The sequence below is a fragment of the Pseudomonas sp. BNK-15 genome (genome assembly GCF_047456105.1).
GTDB classification, from domain to species: domain Bacteria; phylum Pseudomonadota; class Gammaproteobacteria; order Pseudomonadales; family Pseudomonadaceae; genus Aquipseudomonas; species Aquipseudomonas putida_E.
The window spans coordinates 4,240,128-4,262,621 of record NZ_CP179898.1 but is presented as its reverse complement, the minus strand read 5'-3'; the positions used below and the strand labels follow the sequence as shown (position 1 = coordinate 4,262,621).

At 65.0% G+C, this 22,494-nt stretch carries 20 protein-coding genes; 9 read left to right on the top strand and 11 right to left on the bottom strand.

Annotated elements, in window-relative coordinates; translation table 11 throughout:
• Positions 1-31 precede the first annotated feature (31 nt).
• From ACMGF5_RS19470 to ACMGF5_RS19450, 5 genes are all read right to left on the bottom strand, one after another.
• Positions 32-1,399: a DUF1329 domain-containing protein gene (locus ACMGF5_RS19470; RefSeq protein ID WP_046785546.1), complete on the bottom strand. Its 1,368-nt coding sequence runs from the start codon at positions 1,397-1,399 to the stop codon at positions 32-34.
• Between the two features lie 14 nt (positions 1,400-1,413).
• Positions 1,414-3,084 (bottom strand): DUF1302 domain-containing protein, encoded by a 1,671-nt coding sequence (locus ACMGF5_RS19465; protein ID WP_046785547.1) that lies wholly within the window; start codon positions 3,082-3,084, stop codon positions 1,414-1,416.
• A gap of 84 nt (positions 3,085-3,168) precedes the next feature.
• Positions 3,169-4,293, bottom strand: a complete 1,125-nt coding sequence (locus ACMGF5_RS19460) for an FAD-dependent oxidoreductase (protein WP_046785548.1) — start codon at positions 4,291-4,293, stop codon at positions 3,169-3,171.
• Between the two features lie 140 nt (positions 4,294-4,433).
• Entirely contained in the window at positions 4,434-4,772 is a 339-nt protein-coding gene (locus ACMGF5_RS19455) for a Rieske (2Fe-2S) protein (protein WP_410003545.1), read from the bottom strand.
• Positions 4,773-4,784: 12 nt separating this feature from the next.
• Positions 4,785-5,726 carry a VOC family protein gene (locus ACMGF5_RS19450; RefSeq protein WP_237858203.1) on the bottom strand — a complete coding sequence of 314 codons (942 nt, stop codon included), beginning with the start codon at positions 5,724-5,726 and terminating at the stop codon, positions 4,785-4,787.
• Positions 5,727-6,005: 279 nt separating this feature from the next.
• Here ACMGF5_RS19450 and ACMGF5_RS19445 point away from each other — a divergent pair, with 279 nt between their 5' ends.
• The gene (locus tag ACMGF5_RS19445; protein WP_046785551.1) at positions 6,006-6,944 is read left to right on the top strand and encodes a LysR family transcriptional regulator; all 939 of its coding nucleotides are present in this window, start codon (positions 6,006-6,008) and stop codon (positions 6,942-6,944) included.
• 182 nt (positions 6,945-7,126) lie between these two features.
• Complete coding sequence (locus ACMGF5_RS19440) at positions 7,127-8,284, top strand: alpha/beta hydrolase family protein (RefSeq protein WP_161871384.1); 1,158 nt, start codon at positions 7,127-7,129, stop codon at positions 8,282-8,284.
• A gap of 74 nt (positions 8,285-8,358) precedes the next feature.
• Here ACMGF5_RS19440 and ACMGF5_RS19435 read toward each other — a convergent pair whose 3' ends face one another.
• Positions 8,359-8,739 carry a nuclear transport factor 2 family protein gene (locus tag ACMGF5_RS19435; RefSeq protein WP_115275131.1) on the bottom strand — a complete coding sequence of 127 codons (381 nt, stop codon included), beginning with the start codon at positions 8,737-8,739 and terminating at the stop codon, positions 8,359-8,361.
• 257 nt (positions 8,740-8,996) lie between these two features.
• Here ACMGF5_RS19435 and ACMGF5_RS19430 point away from each other — a divergent pair, with 257 nt between their 5' ends.
• Together ACMGF5_RS19430 and ACMGF5_RS19425 are read left to right on the top strand one after the other, a co-directional pair.
• A complete protein-coding gene (locus ACMGF5_RS19430; protein ID WP_174141427.1) occupies positions 8,997-10,340 on the top strand; it encodes a metal-dependent hydrolase family protein in 1,344 nt (447 codons plus the stop codon).
• A gap of 2 nt (positions 10,341-10,342) precedes the next feature.
• Positions 10,343-10,786, top strand: a complete 444-nt coding sequence (locus ACMGF5_RS19425; RefSeq protein ID WP_251962361.1) for a GlcG/HbpS family heme-binding protein — start codon at positions 10,343-10,345, stop codon at positions 10,784-10,786.
• On the opposite strand, the gene ACMGF5_RS19420 is transcribed toward ACMGF5_RS19425, so the two are convergent.
• On the bottom strand, positions 10,777-11,706 hold the full coding sequence (locus ACMGF5_RS19420) for a LysR family transcriptional regulator (protein WP_254467622.1): 930 nt from the start codon (positions 11,704-11,706) through the stop codon (positions 10,777-10,779). The two genes, ACMGF5_RS19425 and ACMGF5_RS19420, sit on opposite strands and share 10 nt — an antisense overlap.
• 102 nt (positions 11,707-11,808) lie before the next feature.
• A complete protein-coding gene (locus tag ACMGF5_RS19415; protein WP_414157100.1) occupies positions 11,809-12,207 on the bottom strand; it encodes a nuclear transport factor 2 family protein in 399 nt (132 codons plus the stop codon).
• 183 nt (positions 12,208-12,390) lie between these two features.
• Between ACMGF5_RS19415 and ACMGF5_RS19410 the strand changes: the two genes are divergently transcribed.
• Genes ACMGF5_RS19410 through ACMGF5_RS19395 form a run of 4 tightly spaced genes read left to right on the top strand, consistent with a single transcriptional unit; the run spans position 12,391 to position 18,175 of the window.
• A complete protein-coding gene (locus ACMGF5_RS19410; protein WP_254467621.1) occupies positions 12,391-13,563 on the top strand; it encodes an ABC transporter substrate-binding protein in 1,173 nt (390 codons plus the stop codon).
• Positions 13,564-13,578: 15 nt separating this feature from the next.
• On the top strand, positions 13,579-14,448 hold the full coding sequence (locus ACMGF5_RS19405; protein ID WP_012314053.1) for a branched-chain amino acid ABC transporter permease: 870 nt from the start codon (positions 13,579-13,581) through the stop codon (positions 14,446-14,448).
• Positions 14,445-16,931 carry an ATP-binding cassette domain-containing protein gene (locus tag ACMGF5_RS19400; protein WP_414157099.1) on the top strand — a complete coding sequence of 829 codons (2,487 nt, stop codon included), beginning with the start codon at positions 14,445-14,447 and terminating at the stop codon, positions 16,929-16,931. The genes ACMGF5_RS19405 and ACMGF5_RS19400 overlap by 4 nt, the downstream gene beginning before the upstream one ends.
• Complete coding sequence (locus ACMGF5_RS19395; protein ID WP_414157098.1) at positions 16,928-18,175, top strand: amidohydrolase family protein; 1,248 nt, start codon at positions 16,928-16,930, stop codon at positions 18,173-18,175. Before ACMGF5_RS19400 ends, ACMGF5_RS19395 begins: the two co-directional genes overlap by 4 nt.
• On the opposite strand, the gene ACMGF5_RS19390 is transcribed toward ACMGF5_RS19395, so the two are convergent.
• Complete coding sequence (locus ACMGF5_RS19390; RefSeq protein ID WP_039601266.1) at positions 18,144-18,839, bottom strand: GntR family transcriptional regulator; 696 nt, start codon at positions 18,837-18,839, stop codon at positions 18,144-18,146. The two genes, ACMGF5_RS19395 and ACMGF5_RS19390, sit on opposite strands and share 32 nt — an antisense overlap.
• Before the next feature lie 74 nt (positions 18,840-18,913).
• Positions 18,914-20,455 (bottom strand): gamma-glutamyltransferase family protein, encoded by a 1,542-nt coding sequence (locus ACMGF5_RS19385; RefSeq protein WP_414157097.1) that lies wholly within the window; start codon positions 20,453-20,455, stop codon positions 18,914-18,916.
• A gap of 138 nt (positions 20,456-20,593) precedes the next feature.
• On the opposite strand from ACMGF5_RS19385, the gene ACMGF5_RS19380 reads away from it, so the two are divergent.
• On the top strand, positions 20,594-20,842 hold the full coding sequence (locus ACMGF5_RS19380; RefSeq protein WP_012314048.1) for a CsbD family protein: 249 nt from the start codon (positions 20,594-20,596) through the stop codon (positions 20,840-20,842).
• A 95-nt stretch (positions 20,843-20,937) separates the two neighbouring features.
• Here ACMGF5_RS19380 and ACMGF5_RS19375 read toward each other — a convergent pair whose 3' ends face one another.
• On the bottom strand, positions 20,938-22,413 hold the full coding sequence (locus ACMGF5_RS19375) for a PAS domain S-box protein (RefSeq protein WP_414157096.1): 1,476 nt from the start codon (positions 22,411-22,413) through the stop codon (positions 20,938-20,940).
• Between the last annotated feature and the right edge of the window lie 81 nt (positions 22,414-22,494).

Sequence of the window (22,494 nt, the reverse complement as noted above, 5' to 3'; positions counted from 1 at the left end):
AGTCGATACAGCCCAGGTGCAATGCGCCTGCTCAGCGCACGCCCTCACCCGCCATGGCATCGGCGGTGAATACCGAGTCCTTGTAGGGCGGCACGATGCGGTACTGCTCCTGCTTGCCGGCAAACAGATCGCCGGCAAACCACGCGCCGGACAGCAGGTCATAGAAGCCGTTGGTCAGGGTCACCACGCCAGGCAGGTCAGGCAGTACCACCGGCGAGGTCCAGACCACTTTGGCCAACTGGTTGCGTGCGTCGTATCGCTCACCCAGCACCGCCGCCCAGGTGTCTTCATCGAGGTAGTAGGTGCTCTTGGGCATCACGTGACGCTGGCCCTCCTTGAGCGTCGCCTCCACCACCCACACCCGATGCAGTTCCCAGCGGATGGCTTGTGGCTTGAGGTGATGCGGGTCGAGCAGCGCTTCGGCGTTGGCGGCGGTAAACACCTTGTTGGCGTTGTAGGGGATGTACATCTCTTTCTTGCCCACCAGCTTCCAGTCGAAGCGGTCCAGGCGGCCGTTGAACACGTACAGTTCGTCGAAACTCATCACCCCCGCTGTAGCTGGGGTCGGCGTGTCGCAGCAGGCATTGGGCAGGCGGCGCACGCGGCGCTGACCAGGCAGGTAGGTCCACACCGCCGCTTTATCGGCATTGAGGTTTTCAAGGCCGGTGATGGCCTCGCCCGCCCGCAATGGCGGCCCATCGTTGGTCATGCGGATGGACCAGAACACACCTTTGTCACCACTGCCCCCAGGCAGATACCAGGGCATCTGCAAATCGGCGCGCGAATCGTTGGTCAGCACGTGCTTGCCGTCGGCGGTGGTCAGGTACTGGTTGAAGCTGGCGTGCCACGAGGCCCCGCGCCAGCGCAGCAGGTGGTTCCACATGGCTTCTACGCCATTGCCCGGGATCGGGAACGGAATGCCCCCGGAGGCGCCTTCGGGCATGGCGCCGGCAGGGCCGTCCACCAACTTGCCGCTGGTGGCGTTGGCAAAGGTTGCGTCATACACCGATTGCGGTGCGGCAGCGCTGCGGTGGGTCGGGTACACGTCCAACCGGTAGCTGTCGGGGTACTTCTTGAGCATCGCCTGGATGCCTGGGGTCAGCTTGTCAGCGTACTGCGTCATGTTCTGCGCAGTGATTGTCAGCAGCGGCTTGTCAGCGGCGAACGGGTCGCCACGCTTGCCGCCGTCCTTGTAAGCGGCGTCGACCTGGGTGTAACCGCCGGTCCAGGCGGGGATACTGCCGTCGGCATTGCCGGCACGCTCGCCGCCCAATGGGGTCAGTGTCGTCTTGAGCGTTGCCGCCTGCTCGGGGGACACCGCGGCAAAAGCGCCGTGGGCGAGCAGCAGCGAGGCACTCAGGGCAGTGAACAGGGAAACGACTTTATTGTTGTGTTTCATCGGGTAGTCCTCGGTCAGAAGGTACGGCTGACGGTGAAGGCGATGAAGTCGCGGTCTTTGAGCGACTGTTCGAAGGTGTAGTTGTTGTCGGCATCGAGGAAGGTGTTTTCGGGGCCGTAGTAGTGCGTGTAGGTCAGGCCAAGGCTCCAGGTATTGAGATAGTTGCCCTTCAGGCCGATGTTCAGGTCGCCGCCATGGTCGGTGCCAAAGCCGGTACCCAAGGCCATGGAGGCACCGTTGGTGTAGCTCGCCCCGATCGGCACCGAGAGGTCCAGGCCTGGGTAGATCTGCCGGTACATCGGTTCGAAGACCAGGCGCAGGCTGGTGGCGTCACGGTCGGCGTTGGGGTCGACGGCGTCGGCGTTCTTGCTCACGCTCATCACCCGGTTCCAGGCAATCTCGCCCAGGAAAGTAGACTCGGCGGCAATGAAGTTAGGCTCCAGGCTCGCCAGCCAGGAGACGTTGGCATGCAGCGTGCGGCCGGTGGCGTAGACCGGGTTGTCGTCGTTGTCGATCACCTCGCCCGTCGCCAGTGCATGCTGGTTGGTCGAGGCCAGTGGCTGGTTCCAACGGGTGGAAAGCTCGCCCGCGACGTTGAAGTTGCCCAGGGTGGTGGAAAAACTGGCGCCCAGTGCCTCGATGCCCTCGGGGTACACCCAGTAGAACTCGCCGGCCTTGCCACTGACCGGGTCGAGGTTGGCGAAGTCGGGGCGTACGTTGAGCTGCGGTGACTTGTCGTGGAAGCGAATGGCATAGAGCCCCCAGTCCACGGTCTCGGTGCGCCAACGCAACTGCACACCGCCCTGCCCCGAGTCTTTGGCTTCCTTGTCGTTGCCATGATAGAAGGCCAGTGGCTGGCCACCAGGGAACACCGGCGCGCCAACGAACATGCGCTCTGCGCCGTCCCCAAAGAAGTCGTCGTTGGAGAAATAGCTACCGGCTGCCGGCAGGCGGTTGGCCTCCCACTCGAACTGGTAGTAGGCGCCCAGGGAAACATCCGGCGTCAGCTGCAACTGCCCGGAAATCTGCTGCACCGGGCGGATCAGCTCCTTGAACTGGGTGTTGGGCACCGACAGGCCCTTGACCACATCCACCGGCGCCATGCCCCCGGCGATGCCGTTCATGCCGTAGAACAGGCTCTCGCCCCACTGCATGGCGTAACGGCCCAGGCGGCCAGACACCGGCAGCTCACCGATCTCGGCCTTGCCAAAGATGAACGCATCGAGCAGCTCGCCCTTGCGCCCGTGCAAGGTGCGGGTGTCATCGGTGAACTCGTCGAAATCTACCGAATAGCTGTTGGCGCGGCTGGGGTCGCCATTGTCGGTACCTTGGTTGTAGACATCGTCATACCAGGCCGCGCCACTGACCCGGGCGCCGACGTTGCCGTAGGTCACATCCAGCTCTGACAGCAGGTCCAGGCGGTTGGAAATCAGGCCTTTGTCGAAGTTGCGGTCACCATCATCCAGGTTCAGTGCCGTCTGCCCCTCGGTGAGTTTGCTGCTGGCATCCTGGGTGCGCCAGGCGGCGCTGTACTTGAGGGTATTGTCCCAGCGTACCCTCAGGTCCGGGTTGCCAGTATCGAATTGCAGCGCCTGGGCCTGGCTGGCCGCCAGCGCGAAAATCGCCAGGGTGAGGGGTTTGAGCGGCGGCAACGGCCGGGCGGTTGCACCTTTACGAGTCAACATCGTGGTTTCCTCTTTCTTGTTCTTGTGTCGGTGTTGGCATGCGTCGCGGCGCGCCAGCAAGGCAGGGTGCGCCGGGCACAGGTATCAGATCGGCCGGGCCGTGACCTCCAGCATCTGCTTGACCAGGCCGATGCGGTCAAAGGACGGGTCACGCTGGACCTCTTTCTCGCCCGCCAGCAGCGACATGTCGCTGATGAACTTGCAGCGCTCGAAACGGCGGCCCATGAAGCACTGCAACTGCTCGTCCAGGCTGCCGCCGGCGGTCAGCGCTTCGGCCAGCACCACGGCATCTTCGATGGCCATGCCCGCACCCTGCCCCAGGTGCGGTGTGGTGGCATGGGCCGCATCGCCAATCAGCAGCACGCGGCCGCGGTACCAGGGCTCGTCGACGAACACCGCCTCCAGTGGCTTGTAGACGACCTCTGCGCTGTCACGGATCTGTTCGCGCAGCTCACCGATCAACCCGCCAAACCCCGCCAGGCGCTGGCGCAGGCCAGCAGCAAGCCCGGCCGGGTCCATCCACGGGTTGCCCGGTTCGTGGGAAGTGGTGAACAGGTACATCAGGTTGTCGGCCAGCGGCACCAGCCCAGCATTGCCCGAGGGGCCCTGGTAATTGGCCAGGTGGTCGATACCGGCTGCGCGCGGGAAGTTGTGACGCCATACCGACTGGCCGGTGAATTGCGGCTGGTAGGCATCACCGAACAGCAAACCACGGATCTTCGAGTACAGGCCATCGGCACCGACCACCAACGCATAGCGCCCCTGGCGGCCATCGCTGAACAGCACGTCCACGCCAGTGGCATCCTGCTCGAAGCTCTCCACAGAGGTGCCCAGGCGCACTTGGGTACCGAGTTCGATGGCGGTTTCGCTCAGCACCTTGTGCAAGGCACGGCGGGAGATACCGACGTTGGCCGGGTACTGCGGGCCGGCCAGGCGCTGCCCCGGAATACGCGCCAGCTGGTGGCCTTCAGTGGTGTAGATGGCTACGTCCTCGAAGGCGTAGGCCGCGCTCAGGTAGGCATCGAGCACCCCCAGGCGGTGCATCTCGCGCACCACGTTGCTCTGCTGGATGATGCCGACGCCGTAGACGGTCCACTCGGTCTTGAGTTCGACCAGGTCGACCGCCATCCCCTTGCGGCGCAGCGCGATGGCGGCGCACAGCCCGCCAATCCCACCGCCCACGATCAGTACGTTGCTCACAGTATTCATGGCATCCCTCACGTCTTGTTCTTGTTGTTCGCCGCAGCGTGGGCGGCGGGCATTTCCTGTGCCTTGGGCACAGCTTCCCGGCAGCGCCGGGCTTTGACCAATCGAGTCCTGGGATGCGACCTATCACGCAGCGCGATACCTCAGGGGTGCAACTGTTGCAGCGGCACTACCAGCCAGCCGTCCACCTCGCGGTGATCAAGCGCCTGCAGCGCATCGCCACGGCAAGGGCCGTGAACGCAGGTGCCATCGTCAGGCAGAAAGCGTGCGCCATGGGCGTAGCAGACCACCCACTGGCCATCGGCACTGAGGAAACGGTCCTTGCGGTACTCCAGCGGTACCAGCAGGTGCGGACACAGGTTGCGGTAAACACGCACAACGCCGCGGTGCCGCAGGGCGAACAGGCTGTCTGCCCCCCTGCCCTGCGGGTCGAAGCCGCGTGCCTTGCCCTCGCCCAGTTCCGCGAGCGGGCACAGCGCCACGCAAGGCACAGCTCAGGGCTGCTTTGGCGGTGGGCCACCGGGCGCCCACTTCTCCCGCGAAGCGAAAAGGAACAGCTGCGAGTTGTCGGCCGACATCGGTGCCTGGCGCGCCGCCCACTCATCGTCATGCTTGTCCATGTCGGCGTCGTACTCGATGTGGCAGCCCAGCGGGCTGTTGAAATACCAGAACCAATTCGAGCCCAGCAGGTGACGGCCCGGACCCCAGAAACTGGTCCAGCCCTTTTGCTGGAAGCGATTGCCGGCCAGCAGCACTTCCGTGCCGCTGCCCATATGGAAGGTGAAATGCTCGCAGCCCTGCATGTGTGGCGGCGTCTGGATCATGAACAGGCAGTGGTGATCGTCCATGCCAGCGGTGCGCATGAACGGGCCGACGCCGATGAAGCTGTCAGTGGTGACGAAGCCCAGGCGGTCGCGATAGAAGGCTTCGCCTTTGGCCGCATCGGGCACGAAGTACACCACATGAGACAAGGTGCGCGGCTGCGCTGGCATGTCCAGCGTGATGCCCAACTGGTTGAGTGGGCGCTGCGGCGCGCTACCGGGAGCGTTGGTGAGGTCGGCCGGCGCCTGGAAGCTGCGTCTGCAGGAGACCTGGAAGGCGATGGCAAAGCCCAGGTCGTCAACACTGTGCAGCACACCCTGCTCGTCACGGCGCACCTCGCGGTCGCGCCCCAGCTCGTCGGCGATGGCCTCAAGGTCCTGCGTCGCTGCCACGCCATAAACGGTTTCACGCAGCGATGGGGTCGGGCCCAGCGCCGGCGGCAGGTGGGGGTCATCGCCGTGACGGATGATGATCGCAGTGCCGTCGAGCGCTTCGAAACGGCCACCGTCGGCATCCAGTTGTACGGCTGTGAGGCCGTAATCACGCAGGCAATCAGCGCAGGCCTGGATATCGTCGACGCCGAATACCAGTGCGTCGAGTCCAAGAATGTTCATGGCTACCACTCCATTGAAATTGTTGTTCGGTGCCAGCCAGGGTCACCGGTAGCAGGTCGGCGCGGCGGGCAGGCCGCTCGACTGGAGGGCAGATTGCTGGCTGATCGGCCAGGCTGACCAATCGCGAGTCAGGATGCGAGGCATCGGTAATCGCGATACCTGTGCGCAAGCCCATGGCGCCTGGCGTTGGCTCGGCTGGACAGCGGATTGGCCTTGACGTATCGGCAATGCGGCGGGAAGGTATCGCGAAAATAACTACAAGAACCGTGAGCTATCACCATGCGCTTTCACCACCTGGATCTGAACCTGCTGGTCGCACTGGATGTCCTGCTCGAGGAGCAGAACATCACCCGTGCCGCTGAACGCCTGCACATGACGCAATCGGCCACCAGCGGGGTGCTGGGCCGCTTGAGAACGTTTTTCGAGGACGAACTGCTGGTGCAGGTCGGCCGCAAGATGCAGCCCACACCCTATGCACTGGAGCTGGCCCAGCCGGTGCGCGAGGTGCTGCTGACCATCCGCTCCTCGATTACCGCCAAGCCGGTGTTCGACCCCTCGAGCAGCAAACGGCACCTGCGCCTGGTGACCTCGGACTACCTGATCAGCGTGCTGTTCGCCCAGGTCATCCAGAAAATCCACCTTCAGGCGCCGCACATCACCTTCGAAATGATCAGCCCCGGTGACAACAGCGCCGAGCTTTTGATGCGCGGCGAAGTCGACATGATGATCGTGCCCGAGCGTTACCTCATCGATGGCCACCCGTCGCAGCTGTTGTTCGAGGAAGACCACGTGTGCGTGGTCTGGCGCGACAATCCGCAGGTCGGCGAGAGCCTGACGCTGGAGCAGTACATGCAGATGGGGCATATCTCGGTGGGCTTTGGCCGTAACCGGCACCTGAGCATCGAGGACTGGTTCATGAACCAGTACGGCTTCAACCGCCGCCTGGAAGTGATTACCAACGACTTCAACACCCTGCCGCAGCTGCTGGTAGGCACCCCCCGCGTGGCCACCATGCACCGGCGCCTGGCGCAGCTGTATGCCCGCTACCTGCCCCTGCGCATCCTGCCGCCACCGGTGAAGATCCCGGTGATGCGCGAATTCATGCTCTGGCACCGCAGCATGGAGGGTGACCCCATGCACCGCTGGTTGCGTGAACGCATCAGCGACTTCATTCAGCACGTCGACCAGCAACCCGACGCCCTGCTCGCCAGCGCCTGAGCGGCAGTCATCGCCCCGGCCGGCGCAACGTCGCCGGGGCATCGCGTTTGGCGATACCTCGCATCCTCGTTCACGATTGGCCCCACCTCGCCGTGTCTGCGTACCTTGCCTTCGGACAGCGCCTTGCGTACCTGTCGCAATTGTCAGGCGCCGGACTCAACGACCGCAGAAGGACAACAACAATGTTCCGTTACTTCCCCACCAACTATGTCTGGAATCTCTCGGTGGACCTGGCCATCGAAATGGGCGCCCGCCTGGGCGAGATCGAAGCGATGTGCGCGCCGCTGCAGGAGGCGGCCCTGCAACCCGACGCCGCCGGCACCCAGGCGTTTCGCGAAACCTGGTCGAAGATGGCCGACAAGCTCTGCGCCCTGGCCGAAGAAGACGAGGCCGCAGGCCGATGCCTGTCCGCTGGCGAAAAATACAACCGCGCTGCCACTTACTACCTGACCTGCGAACGCCTGCAGGCGCATGGTGCGCCAGGGCGCGAGGCCCTGTACCAGCGTTTTCTCGAGACCTTCGCCCGCGGCATCGACCTGTCCCGGGAAAACTGCGAGCGGGTGGAAATCCCCTACGAAGGCCAGCATCTGAGCGGGCTGCTCGTGCGCGCCGAAGGCACGACCGGCCCGGCACCACTGCTGGTGCAGGTCAACGGGCTGGATTCGACCAAAGAGATGAAGTACCGCGTCGGTCTGCCAGCGTGGCTGGCCAAACGTGGCGTGTCCTCGCTGATCATCGACCAACCCGGCACGGGCGAGGCGTTGCGCCTGCAAGGCCTGACCGCGCGTTACGACAGCGAGCATTGGGCCAGCCGCGTAGTGGACTGGCTGGAAACCCGCCCGGAAGTCGACCCCAAGCGCATCGGTATGGAAGGGGTATCGCTGGGGGGTTACTACTGCCCACGTGCGGTGGCCTTCGAACCGCGCTTCGCCTGCGGTGTGGTGTGGGGCGCCAACCACGACTGGCGGGATGTACAGAAGCGTCGCCTGGAGAAGGAAGGCGACTTCCCGGTGCCGCATTACTGGGCGCACGTGTGCTGGGTCTGGGGCGCCAAGGATATGGACGAATTCATGACCATTGCCGAAAACGTACACCTTGATGGCGTGCTCGACCGCATTCGCGTCCCCTTCCTGGTGACCCACGGCGAAAAGGACTCGCAGATCCCGCTCAAGTGGGCCCATCGCACCTACGAGCAGCTGGTCAACAGCCCCAAGCGCGAATTGAAGGTCTTCACTGAGCGCGAAGGCGGCGTGCAGCATTCAAGCTTCGACAACAGCATCAATGCCGGCCAGTTCATCGCCGACTGGGTTGCCGAAACGCTCGGCGGGCATACCGCCTGAACCCTTGCTGGTGAAGGTGCCGGGGCAGCCTGTATGGCGACTGCCCCGGTGCCTGTCAGCGGTTCATGCCGTCATCAGGCCGGTGCCCGCGTACCGTGGAATGATGCGATCCGCCACCCCTTCTCCCGTTTGACCCAAAGCTGCGTGGCGAAACCTTCGGCGCGCACCGGTTCACCGCCGCCGCGTTTTTGCAGCAGGTTGCATTGCACCCCGCTCATCAGCGCCAGCCCGTCGGCAAACACCCGCACCGTCAGCTCACCGCGATCCACGGCCAGGTAGCGCACGGCATTGCGGGCATAATCCAGGTACTGTCCTTTGTCCTGCACCAGCCCCGTGGTGTGGACATAAAGCAAATCATCGTCGAACAGCACCTCGAGCTGCTCATGGTCCTCGTGGACCAAGGCGCGCTGGCGTTCGGCTTCAAGGCTCAGCAACTCATCACGAATAGCCTTCATGGTACTTCCTTCAGGATTGATTGAGCGGCACATCCTCACCTCACCCCCAGCACAAGGAACAATCGTGGATATCCATGCCTGCCATCGACACTGACGATACCTGGCCATTGCCCCCTGCCGGCCCGGGCAACCCGGCAGCCACAGGGGTTGCGGCAGGTATCGATGCCGTCGATGGGTGGCCAACGACAGGATCTGATGGTGCCTGCCGCCGCAGGCACATAGCCTGCCGGAAACAACAAGACGAGTAGAACCCGACCATGAGCGCCCTGCACCTTCACTGCGCCACCCTGTTCGATGGCGCCAGCCTTCAGGCACGCCAGCAACAGACGCTGATCATCGAAAACGGCCTGATACGCCATGTTGGCGCGACGGCCCAGGCGCCACGCCCATTGCCCGGTGACCGCGAAGCGCGCGGCGACTTCGTCATGCCGGGGTTGGTAGACGTGCACACCCACCTGGCGTTCGGCAACGCCCAGAGCGAGGAAGACATCGACATCTGGACCAGCGACGAATTCCGCGCGTTGCGCGGCATGTTCTTCGCCCAGCACGTGCTGGCTGCCGGGGTCACCTCGATGGTCTGCCCGGGTGACAGCGGCCAGCTCAGCATCGCCGTGCGCAACACGGTCAACGCCGGGCTCTTCGAAGGCCCGCGCATCGCGGCAAGCAGCCGCGTGATCACCAACCGGCAAAGCCTCAACGACTGGTTTCCCAGCCGCGTCGGCGCACCGGAATACTTCACCGCTGCGCTGGTCACCAGCCGTACCGAAGCCATCGCGCAGATCCGCAAACAGGCCAAGGATGGCGTCGACCTGATCAAGATCGCCATGGACGGCACGCACCGCCGCCCCAACGGTGAAATCATCGCCGCCTTCACAGCCGATGAAACCCGCGAAATGGTCGACGAAGCGCACCGCCTCGGCTGCCGGGTAGCCACGCATGCCTACGGCCGCGAAGCCGTGATGTACGCGGCCAAGGCAGGCGTCGATCTGGTCTTTCATGCCTTCTACATGGACGACGCCTGCATCGAAGCACTTCTGGAGGCAGGCAGCGTGCTGGCGCCCACCATGACCTTCCCACAGAACACCGTAGATTTCTGCCAGCCCCACGACCCGGCGGTGACCACAGGCTACGCCGGCTACTGTGCCCGCACGCTGGAACTGGGCACGCCGGTGCTCAAGCGCGCCAAGGCGGCCGGTATTCCGTTCGCCTGCGGCAGCGACAGCGGTTTTGCCGTTACCCCTTACGGCGAGTGGCATGCGCGTGAACTGGAGTTGCTGGTCACGCGCCTGGGCTTCACCCCGGCACAAGCGCTGCACGCTGCGACCAATGTCGGCGCACGCCTGATGCCACGCGGTGAAACGCTCGGCACCCTGGAGCCAGGCAAACAGGCCGACCTGTTGATCCTCGACGGCTCGCCGCTTGACGACATCCGCATCCTGCAAGACCGCAACCGCCTGCAGGCGGTGTACAAGGCAGGCCAGCCAGTACGCCTGCAACGCACGCCCTACAACCCTAAACAGGTGTCGGACTTCAACTCCCTGAAATGGACCGAACTCTACACCCGCGACCGTGTAGCCGAACTTGGCAAATGGAGCCAGTGACCATGCAGGCACTCGATTTCGAAACCGCCGCGCGGCTTGCCGCGTCTACGCTGCGACACGCACGGGCCTTGGGCGTGCGGCCTTTGGCAGCCGCCGTGCTCGATGCTGCAGGCCACCCGCTGGCGCTGTTGCGCGATGAGCAGGCCAGCGCCTTGCGCCCACAGATCGCCACCGCAAAAGCCAGCGGCTGCCTGGGTATGGGCTTCGGTGGCCGGGAGCTGGCAAGGCGCGCTCAGGTGATGCCAGCATTCTTCGACGCGATCAACAGCCTGACCCAAGGCCACGTGATCCCGGTACCCGGCGGTGTTCTGCTGCGCGACACCGAGGGGCGCCTGCTCGGGGCAATCGGCGTCAGCGGTGACACCTCGGACAACGATGAGCGTTGCGCCTTGCTGGCCATCGAAGAGTTCGGCCTTGTCGGTGACACGGGCGACCTTCAGGCGTGATCTACCCCCGCCGCCTGCTCGGTCAGCACCTGTCGCAGCCAGCTCAGGGCCGGGTCGGATGCTTGTTGCGGGTGCCATTGCACCACTTGAACAGCCACCGGGAAGGCGATGGGCGATGGCAGTACCCGTAGCTGATGATGACGTGCCAGCCCTTGGGCCTGGCGCCGAAACAACGTAGCGATGCGCGGCGTACCGGCGACGAAGTCGCCCATCAGCGCGAAACTCTGCACCGCCACGGCCACACGCCGCTCGATGCCGATTTCGCGCAGGTGCTGGGTGTCGAGCGAGAGGTTCTGGCCATCGGTGAACTCGCGCACGACATGCGCGGCTGCACAGAACTCAGCCAGGCCAAGGCCCGCCTGGTAAGCCGCTTCATGCGCGCAAACAACGCAGCACAGCTCATCCTCGAGCAACACTGAGTGGGGGTAGCGCGGGTTGATGCGCCGCTGGGGCACGACCACCAGGTCGCTGCGGCGATAGTCCAGTGCCTCGGCAACCACGTCACCATCACGCGACAGCGGCAGGTCGCGAACCGTCAGCGATATGCCGGGCGCCAGGCGCGCCAGCACACGGCTGAGCGCAGGTATGACAGTGGCCGCCACATAGTCCGACGCCACCAAGGTAAAGCACCGCTCACAGCGGCCGGGATCGAAGTCCAGGGACGTCTGCACCACCTCCCCGACCAGGCTTAGCGCCTTTCGCACTCTGGGTGCCAGCTGCCGCGCCAAGGCACTGGGCTCAAGGCCGCGCCCGAGCGGGATCAGCAGGGGGTCCTGAAAATGTTCGCGCAGGCGCCCCAGCGCAGCGCTGGTGGCAGACTGGCCAAGGTTGAGGCGCTGCGCCGCCCGGCTGACGCTGCACTCCTCGAGCAGCACATCCAGGGCGACCAGCAGGTTGAGATCAAGACGTCGATAGCGCATGGGCAACTTATACCCGACAGGGGTGTGCTCACGATGCGGTTTTCGCACTACCAGGTATCGCCCTGCGCGATACATCGGGCTGCATCGCAGCAGTAGCCGCGTTCAGGCCTTGCCAATCTCCGGCATCAGCATCCACTCCGCGCTGTCGTTCCACACATCCATGCGCACGATCTTGCCCGCCTTCACTTCGAAGCGGTCCAGATAACGGTTGCCGGAAAAGCTGCGGCCATCCGGCCACTGCCCGTACAGCGTGCCATTGGAATACACCACGGTGTGGTCCTCGCGCTCGCACCAGTCGAACTGCCCCAGCTGCTTTTTCACCCAGGTGTAACGCGCGCCGTTGAACGCGGTGATGTCGGTCGGGGTGGGCATCGCGCGGCCGCCGGTAAAGGTGATGCGCACGTCGTCGCTCATGAACGTGGCGGCGCGCACCGGGTCGGGGGCCATGGAGGCGGCGAGGAAGTCGCGCACGATCTGTACGGCGCTGTTGCTTTCGGTCATTGCAAGTCTCCGAGGGTGTCCAGAACGGGGCGTTGGCCCCGAACGATGCCTTGATGCAGTGCACGCGAGGGCGCTGAAGCCAAGGCGCAAGCCCCAAAACACGGGGTGCCCGAAGTATTTTCCAAATGGCACCTGTTTTGCTAGCACATTTTTATAAATTGCTAGCAATCAGGAGTTCGAACCATGTTCAGCCGTTCCTTGCTACGTCGCTGGCTGCCCTGCGCAGCCTTTTCCCTGGCCTGCTGCACAGGCTGGGTACAGGCTGCCGAGCCGATCAAGGTGGGCCTGGTGGCCGCGTTGTCGGGGCAGTCGGCCAAGTCCGGCGAGGCCCTTACCCGGGGCCTCACCCTGGCCATCGACGAAATCAATGCCAAAGGCGGGCTGCTGGGCCGCCCGGTGGAGCTGGTGCGCCGCGATGACGAAAGCAACCCGGCCAAAGGCATGCTGGCGGCGCGCGAGCTGATCCAGCGGGAGAAGGTCAGCGTGCTGTTCGGCGGCCTCGACACCCCGGTGTCGCTGGCCATCGTGCCGTTGGCCAACCAACTGAAAACGCCGTTCATGGGCATCTGGGCGGCAGGCACCAAGATCACCGAGAACGGCGCGAAGGACAACTACGTGTTCCGCGTGTCGGCGGTGGATGAACAGGTGGATGAAGCGCTGGTCGCCTATGGCCTGCGCCAGGGCATGAAACAACCGGGTTTGATCCTGGCCAACAACCCTTGGGGCGAGTCGAACCTGGCAGGGCTCAACGCGGCCCTGGCCCGCCGCGACATGGCCCAGGCGCCGGCCGAGCGCTTTGAAGACAGCGACCTGGACATGGTGCCGCAACTCACCCGCCTGAAAAGCGCAGGTGTCGACACCCTGCTGCTGGTCGGCAACGTCGGCCCGTCGGCGCAGGTGGTCAAGTCGCTCCAGCAGATGGGCTGGAACGTGCCGGTGGTGTCGCACTGGGGTCCGGCTGGCGGCCGCTTTGGCGAGCTGGCCGGGCCAGACGCCGGGCGCGTGCACTTCATCCAGACCTTTGTCTTCAGCGCCCACAACAGCGCCCGCGGCGATGCCTTGCTGGCCGCGCTCAAGCAGCGCTACCCGCAGGTAAAGACCCTGGCCGACGTGACCCCGGCCGTGGGCATCGCCAACGCCTACGACGCCATGCACCTGGTGGGCCTGGCGATCGACAAGGCCCAGGACACCCAAGGCACGAAGGTGCGTGACGGCTTCTATGCCATCAGCGACTACGACGGGCTGATCAAACATTATCAACAGCCGTTCAGCGTTGACCGCCACGATGCCCTGGGCCCTGACGACTACATCTTCAGCCGCTTCGATGGCGACACCATCGTGCCCGTGACGCCCTGAGCGGAGGCCCTCGACATGATCACCACCGCACTGGTCAGCGGCCTGGGCCTGGGCAGCATGTATGCGCTGCTGGCTTTGGGCTTTCACCTCACCTATGCCGTGTCGCGCACGGTCAACTTTGCCCAGGGCAGCGCGATGATGGTCGGCGCCGTGCTGGGCTACAGCCTGGCGGTGACCTGGGGCTGGCCGCTGTGGCTGGCACTGCCCACTACCCTGGTGCTGTGCGCGGTGCTGGGCCTGGCCATCGAGCGCTTTCTGGTGCGGCCGTTCCATGCCCGTGGCTCGGACGCCTGGCTGATGGCGACGGTGGCGGGCGGGCTGCTGCTGGACAACCTGGCGATGTTCACCTTCGGCAAGGAGCCGCGGCAGTTCGGCAGCGCCCTGACCAGCCTGCGCCTGGACCTGGGCGACAGCAGCCTGAATGCCGTGCAGCTGGCCATCCCGCTGGCCGGCGCGGCGGTGGCGGCCACACTTTACTGGGTGCGCAGACGCACGCAACTGGGCTTGCGCCTGGAAGCCTGCGTGCAGAACCCACGGGCAGCGCGGTTGATGGGCATCGAAGTGAACCGCGTGGTGGCGGCGGCCTTTGCCCTGTCGACCGTGTTCGCGGCACTGGCGGGCCTGCTGATCGCACCGCTGTACAGCGTGCACGCGGACATGGGCACGCTGTTCGGTCTGAAGGCTTTCGCCGTGGCCATTCTGGGCGGCATCGCCAGTGCCGGTGGGGTGTTTGCCGCAGGCCTGCTGTTTGGCCTGCTCGAGGCGGTGGTCACGCTGTATTTCGGCTCTGCGTTCACGCAATTGCTGTGCTTTGCACTGGTGATCGTGGTGCTCGCGGCACGTCCTGACGGCCTGTTCGGCCGCAAACTCTGGGTAAAGGTATGACCATGCGCGAGCGACTCGCCCCCCTCGGCCTGGCCCTGTTCGGGGTCGCCTGCCTTGGCCTGGCAATGGGCCTGGACAGCTACTGGCTGTTGATCCTGACCTTGTACGCGCTGGCGGTCACCGTCGGCGTGGGCCTGAACATCCTGATCGGTCTGTCCGGGCAGATGTCCTTCGGGCACATCGCCTTCTATGCCATCGGTGCCTACCTGTCGGCACTGCTGACGCTGGCTGGCCTGCCGCTTTCGGCCGCCCTGCCCCTGGCCGGCCTCGGCTGCGCGGTGCTGGGTGGCTTGCTGGCGATCCCGGCGCTACGGGTCAGCGGGCCTTACCTTGCGATGATCACCATTGCCTTTGCGCTGGTGGTGCACAACGGCCTGATCGAGTGGCGCAGCGTCACCGGAGGGGCCAATGGCCTGATGGGCATCCCGCTGCCTGAACTCGGCACGCTGGACCCGGCGCTACTGCTGGCACTGGCTTCGGTGCTGCTGATGCTGGCCGCACTGGTCTTCTACTGGAGCCTGCAACGCAGCGGCTGGGGCCTGGCTATGCGTGCGGTGAAGGCTTCGGAAATTGCCGCGCGTTCACTGGGGGTCAACCCGGTGCAGACGCGGACCCTGGCCTTTGCCCTGTCGGCCGGCCTGGCGGGGGCGGCCGGTGCGCTGGTGGCGCCGGTGCTGATGTTCATCAACCCGGCGGCGTTCCCGTTCTCACAGTCGATCCTGTTCGTCCTGGCGGTGATCGTCGGTGGCGCCGGCATGCTGTTCGGGCCAGTGCTCGGTGCACTGGTGATCGTGCTGCTGCCCGAATTGCTGGCCGACTTTGCCGAATACCGGTTGCTGGCATTTTCGGTTTTGCTGCTGGCAGTACTGTGGGCTGCACCACGCGGTGTGCTGGGCAGCCTGGCCAAGCGCTTCTGGCGGCCGCGACACGAGCCGGTCACGGCACAGCCCGACACGGCGGCGCTGCGGGCGTTCTTCGCCGGTGGTGCGCGGCATGGGCTTAAGGTCGAGGGCATCGGCATCCGTTTCGGGGGGGTGCAGGCCGCACAGCAAGTCAGCCTGCAGGCCTTGCCTGGCAACATCACCAGCCTGATCGGGCCCAATGGTGCGGGCAAATCCACGGTGCTCAACCTGATCAGTGGTTTCTACCGCACCGACACCGGCTCGATCCACCTGGGCGGGGAGCTGGCCGGGCAAGCGGCCTGGCGCATCGCCCGCGCCGGTATCGCCCGTACGTATCAGACCACCCAACTGTTCGGTGAGCTGAGCGTGCTTGAAAACCTGCTGCTGGCCTTCCAGCAAGGGGCCATCGAACGGCCCTGGCCATGCCAGCAAGCCACACGCAAAGGCATGGCCATTGAGTTGCTGGCACTGGTCGGCTATCGCGGCAACCTGCACGTCGCCGCCGATGACCTGCCCCATGTCGACCGCCGCCTGGTCGAGATTGCCCGGGCCCTGGCCAGCCGGCCGCAGGTGCTGCTGCTCGACGAGCCTGCCGCCGGCCTCGGCCGACAGGACACCGACCGCCTGGCCACGCTGCTGCAACGCCTGGCCGCCTTCAACCTGGCGATCATCCTGGTCGAGCACGACATGCCGCTGGTGATGGCAGTGTCGCAAAAGCTACTGGTGCTCGACGCCGGCAAACCGATCGCCTGGGGCACACCTGAACAGGTGCGCGCTGACCCACGGGTGATTGCCGCGTACCTGGGTGGCACCGAGTACCAGGCCCAGCCGCGCGCGCAGGCCTGGGCAGGCTCGCGTGATGCCGTGCTGCACGTGCGCGACCTGTGCATCGACTATGGCGCGGCGCCAGTGGTCGAAGGCGTCGACCTGGTGGTCAACCCGGGCGAGCTGATCGCCATTCTGGGCGCCAATGGCGCCGGCAAATCGAGCATCCTGCAGGCCCTTGCCGGCCTGCACCGGCCGCGTGGCGGCAGCATCGTGCTGGACAACCGCAGCATCGAAAGCCTGGATGCCAGCCAGATCGCCCGCCTTGGCCTGGCCCTGGTCCCTGAAGGCCGGCAGCTGTTCGGCCAGTTGAGCGTGCGCGAGAACCTGCTGCTGGGGGCCAATGTGCGCCAGGATGCCGTCGATGCCGACGCCGAGATTGCCGCGATCCTCAAACGCTTCCCCCGCCTGCGCGAGCGTATCGACAGCCCGGCCGGGCTGCTCTCGGGCGGTGAGCAGCAGATGGTCGCGATCGGCCGCGGGCTGATGGCCAAGCCACGCATCCTGCTGCTCGACGAACCGTCCCTGGGCCTCTCCCCGGCGATGATCGGCGAGCTGTACGACGCCCTCGCCGCCCTGCGCGACGAAGGCGTGACGTTACTGCTGGTCGATCAGATGGCCAACCTGGCACTGCAGGTGGCCGACCGTGCCTACGTGCTGGAAACAGGCCGTATCGTCAAACAGGGCAGCGCCGAGCACCTGCGCGGCGACCCACAACTGGAAGCCGCCTACCTGGGCACAGGAGCCGCCGCATGAACCACCTGGACCTGATCAATGTGCGCCTGGGCGACGGCCCGGCACTGAGCCGCCTGCTGATCGAAGACGGCCGGTTCGTGGCCCGGCTGAGCCGGCCGGCGCCCAAACTCGACCTCGGCGGCCGGCTGGTGTTGCCCGGCCTGATCGAAACCCATATCCACCTGGACAAGGCCTGCATCCTTTCGCGCTGCCAGCTGCGCGAAGGCACGCTGGCCGAAGCCATCGCCCAGACCCGCCTGGCCAAAGCCGATTTCACCGAGGCCGATGTGTACGCGCGCGGCGCGGCAGTGCTGGAGCAAGCCATCGTGCAAGGCACCACGCACATGCGTACCCATGTCGAGATCGACCCCGGCATCGGCCTGACCGGCCTGCGCGCCATCCGCAGGCTGCAGGCTGATTACGCCTGGGCCGTGACCCTGGAGATCTGCGTGTTTCCGCAGGAAGGCATGCTCGACAACCCCGGGACCGAAGCGCTGTTGTGCCAGGCCCTGGACGACGGCGCCGAAGTGCTGGGCGGCTGCCCTTACACCGACGCCGACCCGCCTGCACAGATCCGCCGGCTGTTCGAACTGGCGGTGGCCTACGATCGCGACCTGGACCTGCACCTGGACTTCGACCTGCAGGTCGCCGGCATGACCCTGGGCGAGGTGATCCGCTGCACCCACCAGCATGGCTGGCAGGGCCGGGTCACCGTTGGCCATGTGACCAAGCTCTCGGCACTGCCGCAGGCCGAACTGATGCGTATGGGCCACGCCCTGGCCGAAGCCGGCGTGCAGGTCACCTGCCTGCCGGCCACCGACCTGTTCCTCACCGGCCGTGACCGCTTCCATGACAAGCCCCGGGGGCTGGCACCGCTGGCGCAGTTGCATCAGTGCGGGGTGACCTGTTCGTTGTCGAGCAACAACATCGGCAACCCCTTCACGCCCTACGGCGATGCCTCCCTGGTGCGTCAGGCCAACCTGTACGCCAACGTCGCCCAACTGGGCACGCCGCAAGAACTACTGCTGTGCCTGGGCTGGATCTCACGCCAGTCGGCGCGCCTGCTGCGCCTTGCCGACTATGGCCTGGAACCAGGTTGCCGAGCCGACTTCGTGGTGTTCGACGCACCCTCGCCGGCCGAGGTGATCGGCCGTATCGCCGCGCCGCTGATGGGTTTCAAACAGGGCCGGCAGACCTTCAGCCGGCCACCCGCCGAGCTGTTCCCGGCACAGCTCACAGCCCTGACAGTGCCTGACGCAGGTTGACCTCAGGCGCAGCTACATCCTCGAGGGCCAACTGGCCCTCGAGCTCGTCCAGGTGCGCGATCATTTCGTCCACGGCCGCCTGGGTATTGCCGGCGCGCAACGCATCGATGATCGCCTGGTGCTCGTCCGAGGCACAGGGCGGGCTGTCACCACGCTGGTACAGGGCGACGATCAGCGAGCTGCGCACCATCAGGTTACCGAGGATATCGGCCAGCACCTGGTTACCGCTTACCTCCCCCAGCAACAGGTGAAACTCGCTGAGTTCGCGGACGATGGCGCGGCGATCGGTGCTGGCAGTGGCTGCGCGCTCGTTGTGCATGTGCTGTTCGATGCGCACCTGATGCTCGGCGACATGGGCCGGGGTGATGGCCTCGACGATCGCCCGCTCCACGGCGCGGCGTGCGGCGAAGATTTCCCGTGCTTCGCGGGCACTGGGCTGGGCCACGGTGGCGCCGCGGTTGGGCTCGATGTCGACGATGCGCTGCATGGCCAGGCGTTGCAGCGCAGCCTGCACGTGGTTGCGGTTGGCCTGCAGGGTCTCGACGATGTGCGCCTCGACCAACCGCACGCCGGGGCGCAGGCGATGCTGGGCAATGGCCTTGGCGAGCATCTCGGCGATGCGCTGGACTTCTTGTTGCTTGCTGCTGACCGTCTTGCCTTTCATCGAGACCTCGAAACCCTCAAACGCATTGGGCCGGCATTATCCGCCGGGCCAGGCATTGCGGCAATCGGCGCAGTTCAGTCCTGCTGGCCAAGGGCGCTGCCCTGGCTTCGCGGGTCGTAGGCAGCGGTGCGCTGGCCGTCAGGGCCGATGGCGATCACACCGGCCAGGCCCATCAACGGGCTGAGCGCAGACGTGGTCTCGACCTGATGGCCCCGGTCGGCCAGCCCCTGCACCACCGATTCGCCGATATCGGCCTCCAGCTTGAGGTTGTCGGTGCTGTCGAAGAAGCTGCGCCCAAGCAGAAACCGCGGTGCACGCAACGCCACCTCGGCAGGCTGCTGATAGTCGATCAACTGGGTGGCAAGCACCATCTGCGTCTGAGGTTGGCCGTCACCCCCTTGGGTGCCGAAGAACCAGCGGCGCCCATCATCGGCCAGGTAGGCCGACGGGTTGAGTGTGTGCGCCGGCCGCTTGCCGGGCGCCCAGGCATTGCGGTGTCCCGGCTGGGCGCTGAAACCTGCCGCGCGGTTGTGCCAAAGGATGCCGGTATCGCCCAGGATGCAACCGGAGCCGAAGTCATGGAACAGGCTTTGGATCAGGCAGGCGCTGCGCCCGGCGCGGTCGGTGGCGGCCATCCACACAGTGTCGGCAGGTTGCCCAGGCTCGCCCCAAGGCGTCGCACGCTGCTCGTCAAGGGTCGCGGCAGGCTGAGCAAGCGCGTGCTCGAAGTCCCAGCCGCTGGCGAGCGGGTCATGCAGTTGAGCGTTGCGCTGCAGCAGGCCCTGCTTGATGGCTTCGACCAGCAGGTGGTAGTAGCGCGGCGTGCCGTTTTCGCCCAGGTTCACAGCCTGCAGGGCAGCCATGGCGCGCAGCGTGTACAGGCCTTGGGTGGGTGGCGCGACGTTGTACAGCCGGCCGTTGCGATAGCGTACGGAGATCGGCGCCGCCAGGCAGGCCCGGGTGGCGCGCAGGTCTTCGACGCTCAGGCCGCAACCCAGCGCGTCGAACGCCACACCAAAGGCTTCTGCCAGTTCCCCGTGATAGAAGTCGCCTGGGCCACGCCGCGCCAGATGCTCCAGGCTGTTGGCCAGCGCGGGTTGGCGCAGACGGCCACCCTGGGGCGTACACAATGGCTGCAGGCTAGGCAGTGTCTTGATCAGGCTGGCGCGCTGCCCTTGCCAGAACAGTTGCGAGGGCGATACCTCAACCCCGTCGCGGGCCAACCCTGCGGCGCCAGTCAGCAGGTCGGCCCAGCCCAGCCGCGACCCCCACTGCTCGCTGATTGCCTTGGCCTGCGCCCAACTGGCCATGGCCCCGGCCGTGGTCCCGACCGAGGCAGGCCCACGCAGGCTGATCGCGCCTGCTGCGGGCAAGCGCATCCCGGCCTGGCCGATCCCGATGATGGTGCGTACCTGATCGTCATGGAGCAACCACAGTGCATCGCCGCCTAGGCCTGTCATGTGTGGGTACACCGCCGCCAGCACGGCACTGGCGGTGAGCATTGCATCGATTGCGCTCCCCCCGCCGTCGAGCACCTCCAGGCCCGCCGCGCTTGCCAAGGGGTGCGGGGTGCACAGCACGCCACCGCGGGAATGGGCGACCAGGGACTCGTTCATTGCTAGCTCCTTTTCTGATATTGCTAGCAATCAGCAAGGATCGTTCCCATTTGCCAAAACCGCTTTGAACTAATCCCCACCCCCCGCTCCCTAACCTTGTGCGTTCCCATTGCCACTCACTAGGAAGGTTTGATCACTATGAAAAGCGAACAAGTTGAAGGTGTTGCACAGAAAGTCGCTGGCAAGGCGCAGAGCGCAGTGGGCCGGCTGTTCGAGGACCCGGCCCTGGAGGCAGAGGGTGATGGCCGCCAGGTCGCAGGCCAACTGACCAAAACCTATGGTGACGCACTGAACAACGTCTCCACCTTCGTTAAAGAGAAGCCCATCACCGCCCTGGCAATCGGCGCCGCGCTCACCCTGGTGGTGAGCCGCCTGCTGCGTCGCTGATAAGCAAAAGGTCGGTCCAAGGGCTTCGAGGCATCTGAAGCCCTTTGGCATCAAGCAGCCTCGGCAAGCGCGAGAGCAGACTGTACCGAGGCGAATCAATGGGTGAACAGCCGTCGTTCGCGCGCCCAGACAATGGCTTCACTGCGGCTGTGAACATCGAGCTTGGAGTACACCGTTGCCACATGGTTGCGCACGGTATTGAGCGCCAGGTTAAGCCGCGTTGCGATTTCCTTGTCGGCAAGGCCTTCACAGATCAGCGCCAGCACATCGCGCTCACGGCGGGTCAGGTCGGTAAACGATGCATCTGGTAAACGCCCTGTGTTGATGCGCTTGGCATTGGCCAGTTTCTCGATCAAGGTCTGGCTGAACCATGACGCATCCTGCATCACCGTTTCTATCGCCTCGACCAACTCCAGCTCAGAACGCTTGCGCTCGGTAATGTCCATCAGTACCAACAGGTAGCACGGGGTGTCCTGCAAGCTGACGGTGTCCGCCTGCAGTACACAGTCGAGCCGGTCATTGCCTTTTTTTCGCAGCTTAAGGTCCAGCCCTTCGATGCGCCCGGTCTTTTCCAGCGCATCGAACACCTGGGTAGCAACACGCCGATCAGCCATGAAGTCGATTTCGGCCACTGTCTTGCCTATCAGCTCCTGGGCGGCGTAACCCAAGGTGTCCAGAAAGGCTTCATTGGCATCGATCAGCTGCTGCCTGTCGGCGCTGCACAACAGGGTGGGCACAGGGCTCAGGCGAAAGGCCTTGGCAAAGCGCTCCTCACTCTGGCGCAGGGCATTTTCCGCCTTGCGCCGGGGCTCCAGGTCGGTGAATGAAAACAGCATGCAATCTTCTTCATGCATGTCCAGTGGTTGCCCGGCAACGATCACCAGTTTGCTGCCACCATCGGGCAAGCGCAGTTCAGCCTGCATCTGCGGGATGGTCGCCCCTTCCATCAGGCGTTCGATTGCCAATTCTTTGCGTTCGGCGTTTTCCAGCACATCCACTTCGTATACCGAACGGCCAATGACGTTCTCCCGCATATGGCCGGTCATTTCCAGAAAGCCCTGGTTGACCTTGATGAAGCGCAGGTCGCTGAGCCTGCAGATGACTGCAGGGGCCGGGTTGGCATTGAAGGTTTTTTCGAAACGCTGCTCGGCGCTGGCCCACTCGGTGGCATCGGCCAGGATCAGCACCAGCGATTCGGCCTCGCCCTTGCTGTCTTCCAGCACCATGCTGCGCACGCGGTGCACGCGGCTGCGCGCTTCATCGCCGCCAACAGCCAGCACCTCTACCATCACGTCGCTGAACACCTCCCCCGCAGCCACGCGGGCGATAGGGTACTGCTCGGCGTCAAGGGGGTGATTGTTGCGGTAGCGCAGGGCAAAGCGTTCGCGATAACCCTGAGCGTTGCTGCCCAGTTGCTCCAGGCTGTCGACCCCGTGCATGCGCAAAGCCGCTTCGTTGGCCCAGATGATGGATTGGTCGACCTCCAGCAGGATCACACCATCGGACAGCCCGGCGATGATTTGCTGAAGCTGGCGGCGGTTGGTCTCGCGGGCAAGCACGGCGTCGCTCATAGAGGTTCTCCAGTCGGCAGGTCTGCATGGCCTGGAGCTTAAACGCTGCAGGCAAGCCAGGGTTGGTGCGAATGCACTAAT

Coding starts and splice junctions, on each gene's coding strand:
- ACMGF5_RS19470 (WP_046785546.1), bottom strand. CDS start 1,399: ATGAAACACAACAATAAAGTCGTTTCCCTGTTCACTGCCCTGAGTGCC.
- ACMGF5_RS19465 (WP_046785547.1), bottom strand. CDS start 3,084: ATGTTGACTCGTAAAGGTGCAACCGCCCGGCCGTTGCCGCCGCTCAAA.
- ACMGF5_RS19460 (WP_046785548.1), bottom strand. CDS start 4,293: ATGAATACTGTGAGCAACGTACTGATCGTGGGCGGTGGGATTGGCGGG.
- ACMGF5_RS19450 (WP_237858203.1), bottom strand. CDS start 5,726: ATGAACATTCTTGGACTCGACGCACTGGTATTCGGCGTCGACGATATC.
- ACMGF5_RS19445 (WP_046785551.1), top strand. CDS start 6,006: ATGCGCTTTCACCACCTGGATCTGAACCTGCTGGTCGCACTGGATGTC.
- ACMGF5_RS19440 (WP_161871384.1), top strand. CDS start 7,127: ATGTTCCGTTACTTCCCCACCAACTATGTCTGGAATCTCTCGGTGGAC.
- ACMGF5_RS19435 (WP_115275131.1), bottom strand. CDS start 8,739: ATGAAGGCTATTCGTGATGAGTTGCTGAGCCTTGAAGCCGAACGCCAG.
- ACMGF5_RS19430 (WP_174141427.1), top strand. CDS start 8,997: ATGAGCGCCCTGCACCTTCACTGCGCCACCCTGTTCGATGGCGCCAGC.
- ACMGF5_RS19425 (WP_251962361.1), top strand. CDS start 10,343: ATGCAGGCACTCGATTTCGAAACCGCCGCGCGGCTTGCCGCGTCTACG.
- ACMGF5_RS19420 (WP_254467622.1), bottom strand. CDS start 11,706: ATGCGCTATCGACGTCTTGATCTCAACCTGCTGGTCGCCCTGGATGTG.
- ACMGF5_RS19415 (WP_414157100.1), bottom strand. CDS start 12,207: ATGACCGAAAGCAACAGCGCCGTACAGATCGTGCGCGACTTCCTCGCC.
- ACMGF5_RS19410 (WP_254467621.1), top strand. CDS start 12,391: ATGTTCAGCCGTTCCTTGCTACGTCGCTGGCTGCCCTGCGCAGCCTTT.
- ACMGF5_RS19405 (WP_012314053.1), top strand. CDS start 13,579: ATGATCACCACCGCACTGGTCAGCGGCCTGGGCCTGGGCAGCATGTAT.
- ACMGF5_RS19400 (WP_414157099.1), top strand. CDS start 14,445: ATGACCATGCGCGAGCGACTCGCCCCCCTCGGCCTGGCCCTGTTCGGG.
- ACMGF5_RS19395 (WP_414157098.1), top strand. CDS start 16,928: ATGAACCACCTGGACCTGATCAATGTGCGCCTGGGCGACGGCCCGGCA.
- ACMGF5_RS19390 (WP_039601266.1), bottom strand. CDS start 18,839: ATGAAAGGCAAGACGGTCAGCAGCAAGCAACAAGAAGTCCAGCGCATC.
- ACMGF5_RS19385 (WP_414157097.1), bottom strand. CDS start 20,455: ATGAACGAGTCCCTGGTCGCCCATTCCCGCGGTGGCGTGCTGTGCACC.
- ACMGF5_RS19380 (WP_012314048.1), top strand. CDS start 20,594: ATGAAAAGCGAACAAGTTGAAGGTGTTGCACAGAAAGTCGCTGGCAAG.
- ACMGF5_RS19375 (WP_414157096.1), bottom strand. CDS start 22,413: ATGAGCGACGCCGTGCTTGCCCGCGAGACCAACCGCCGCCAGCTTCAG.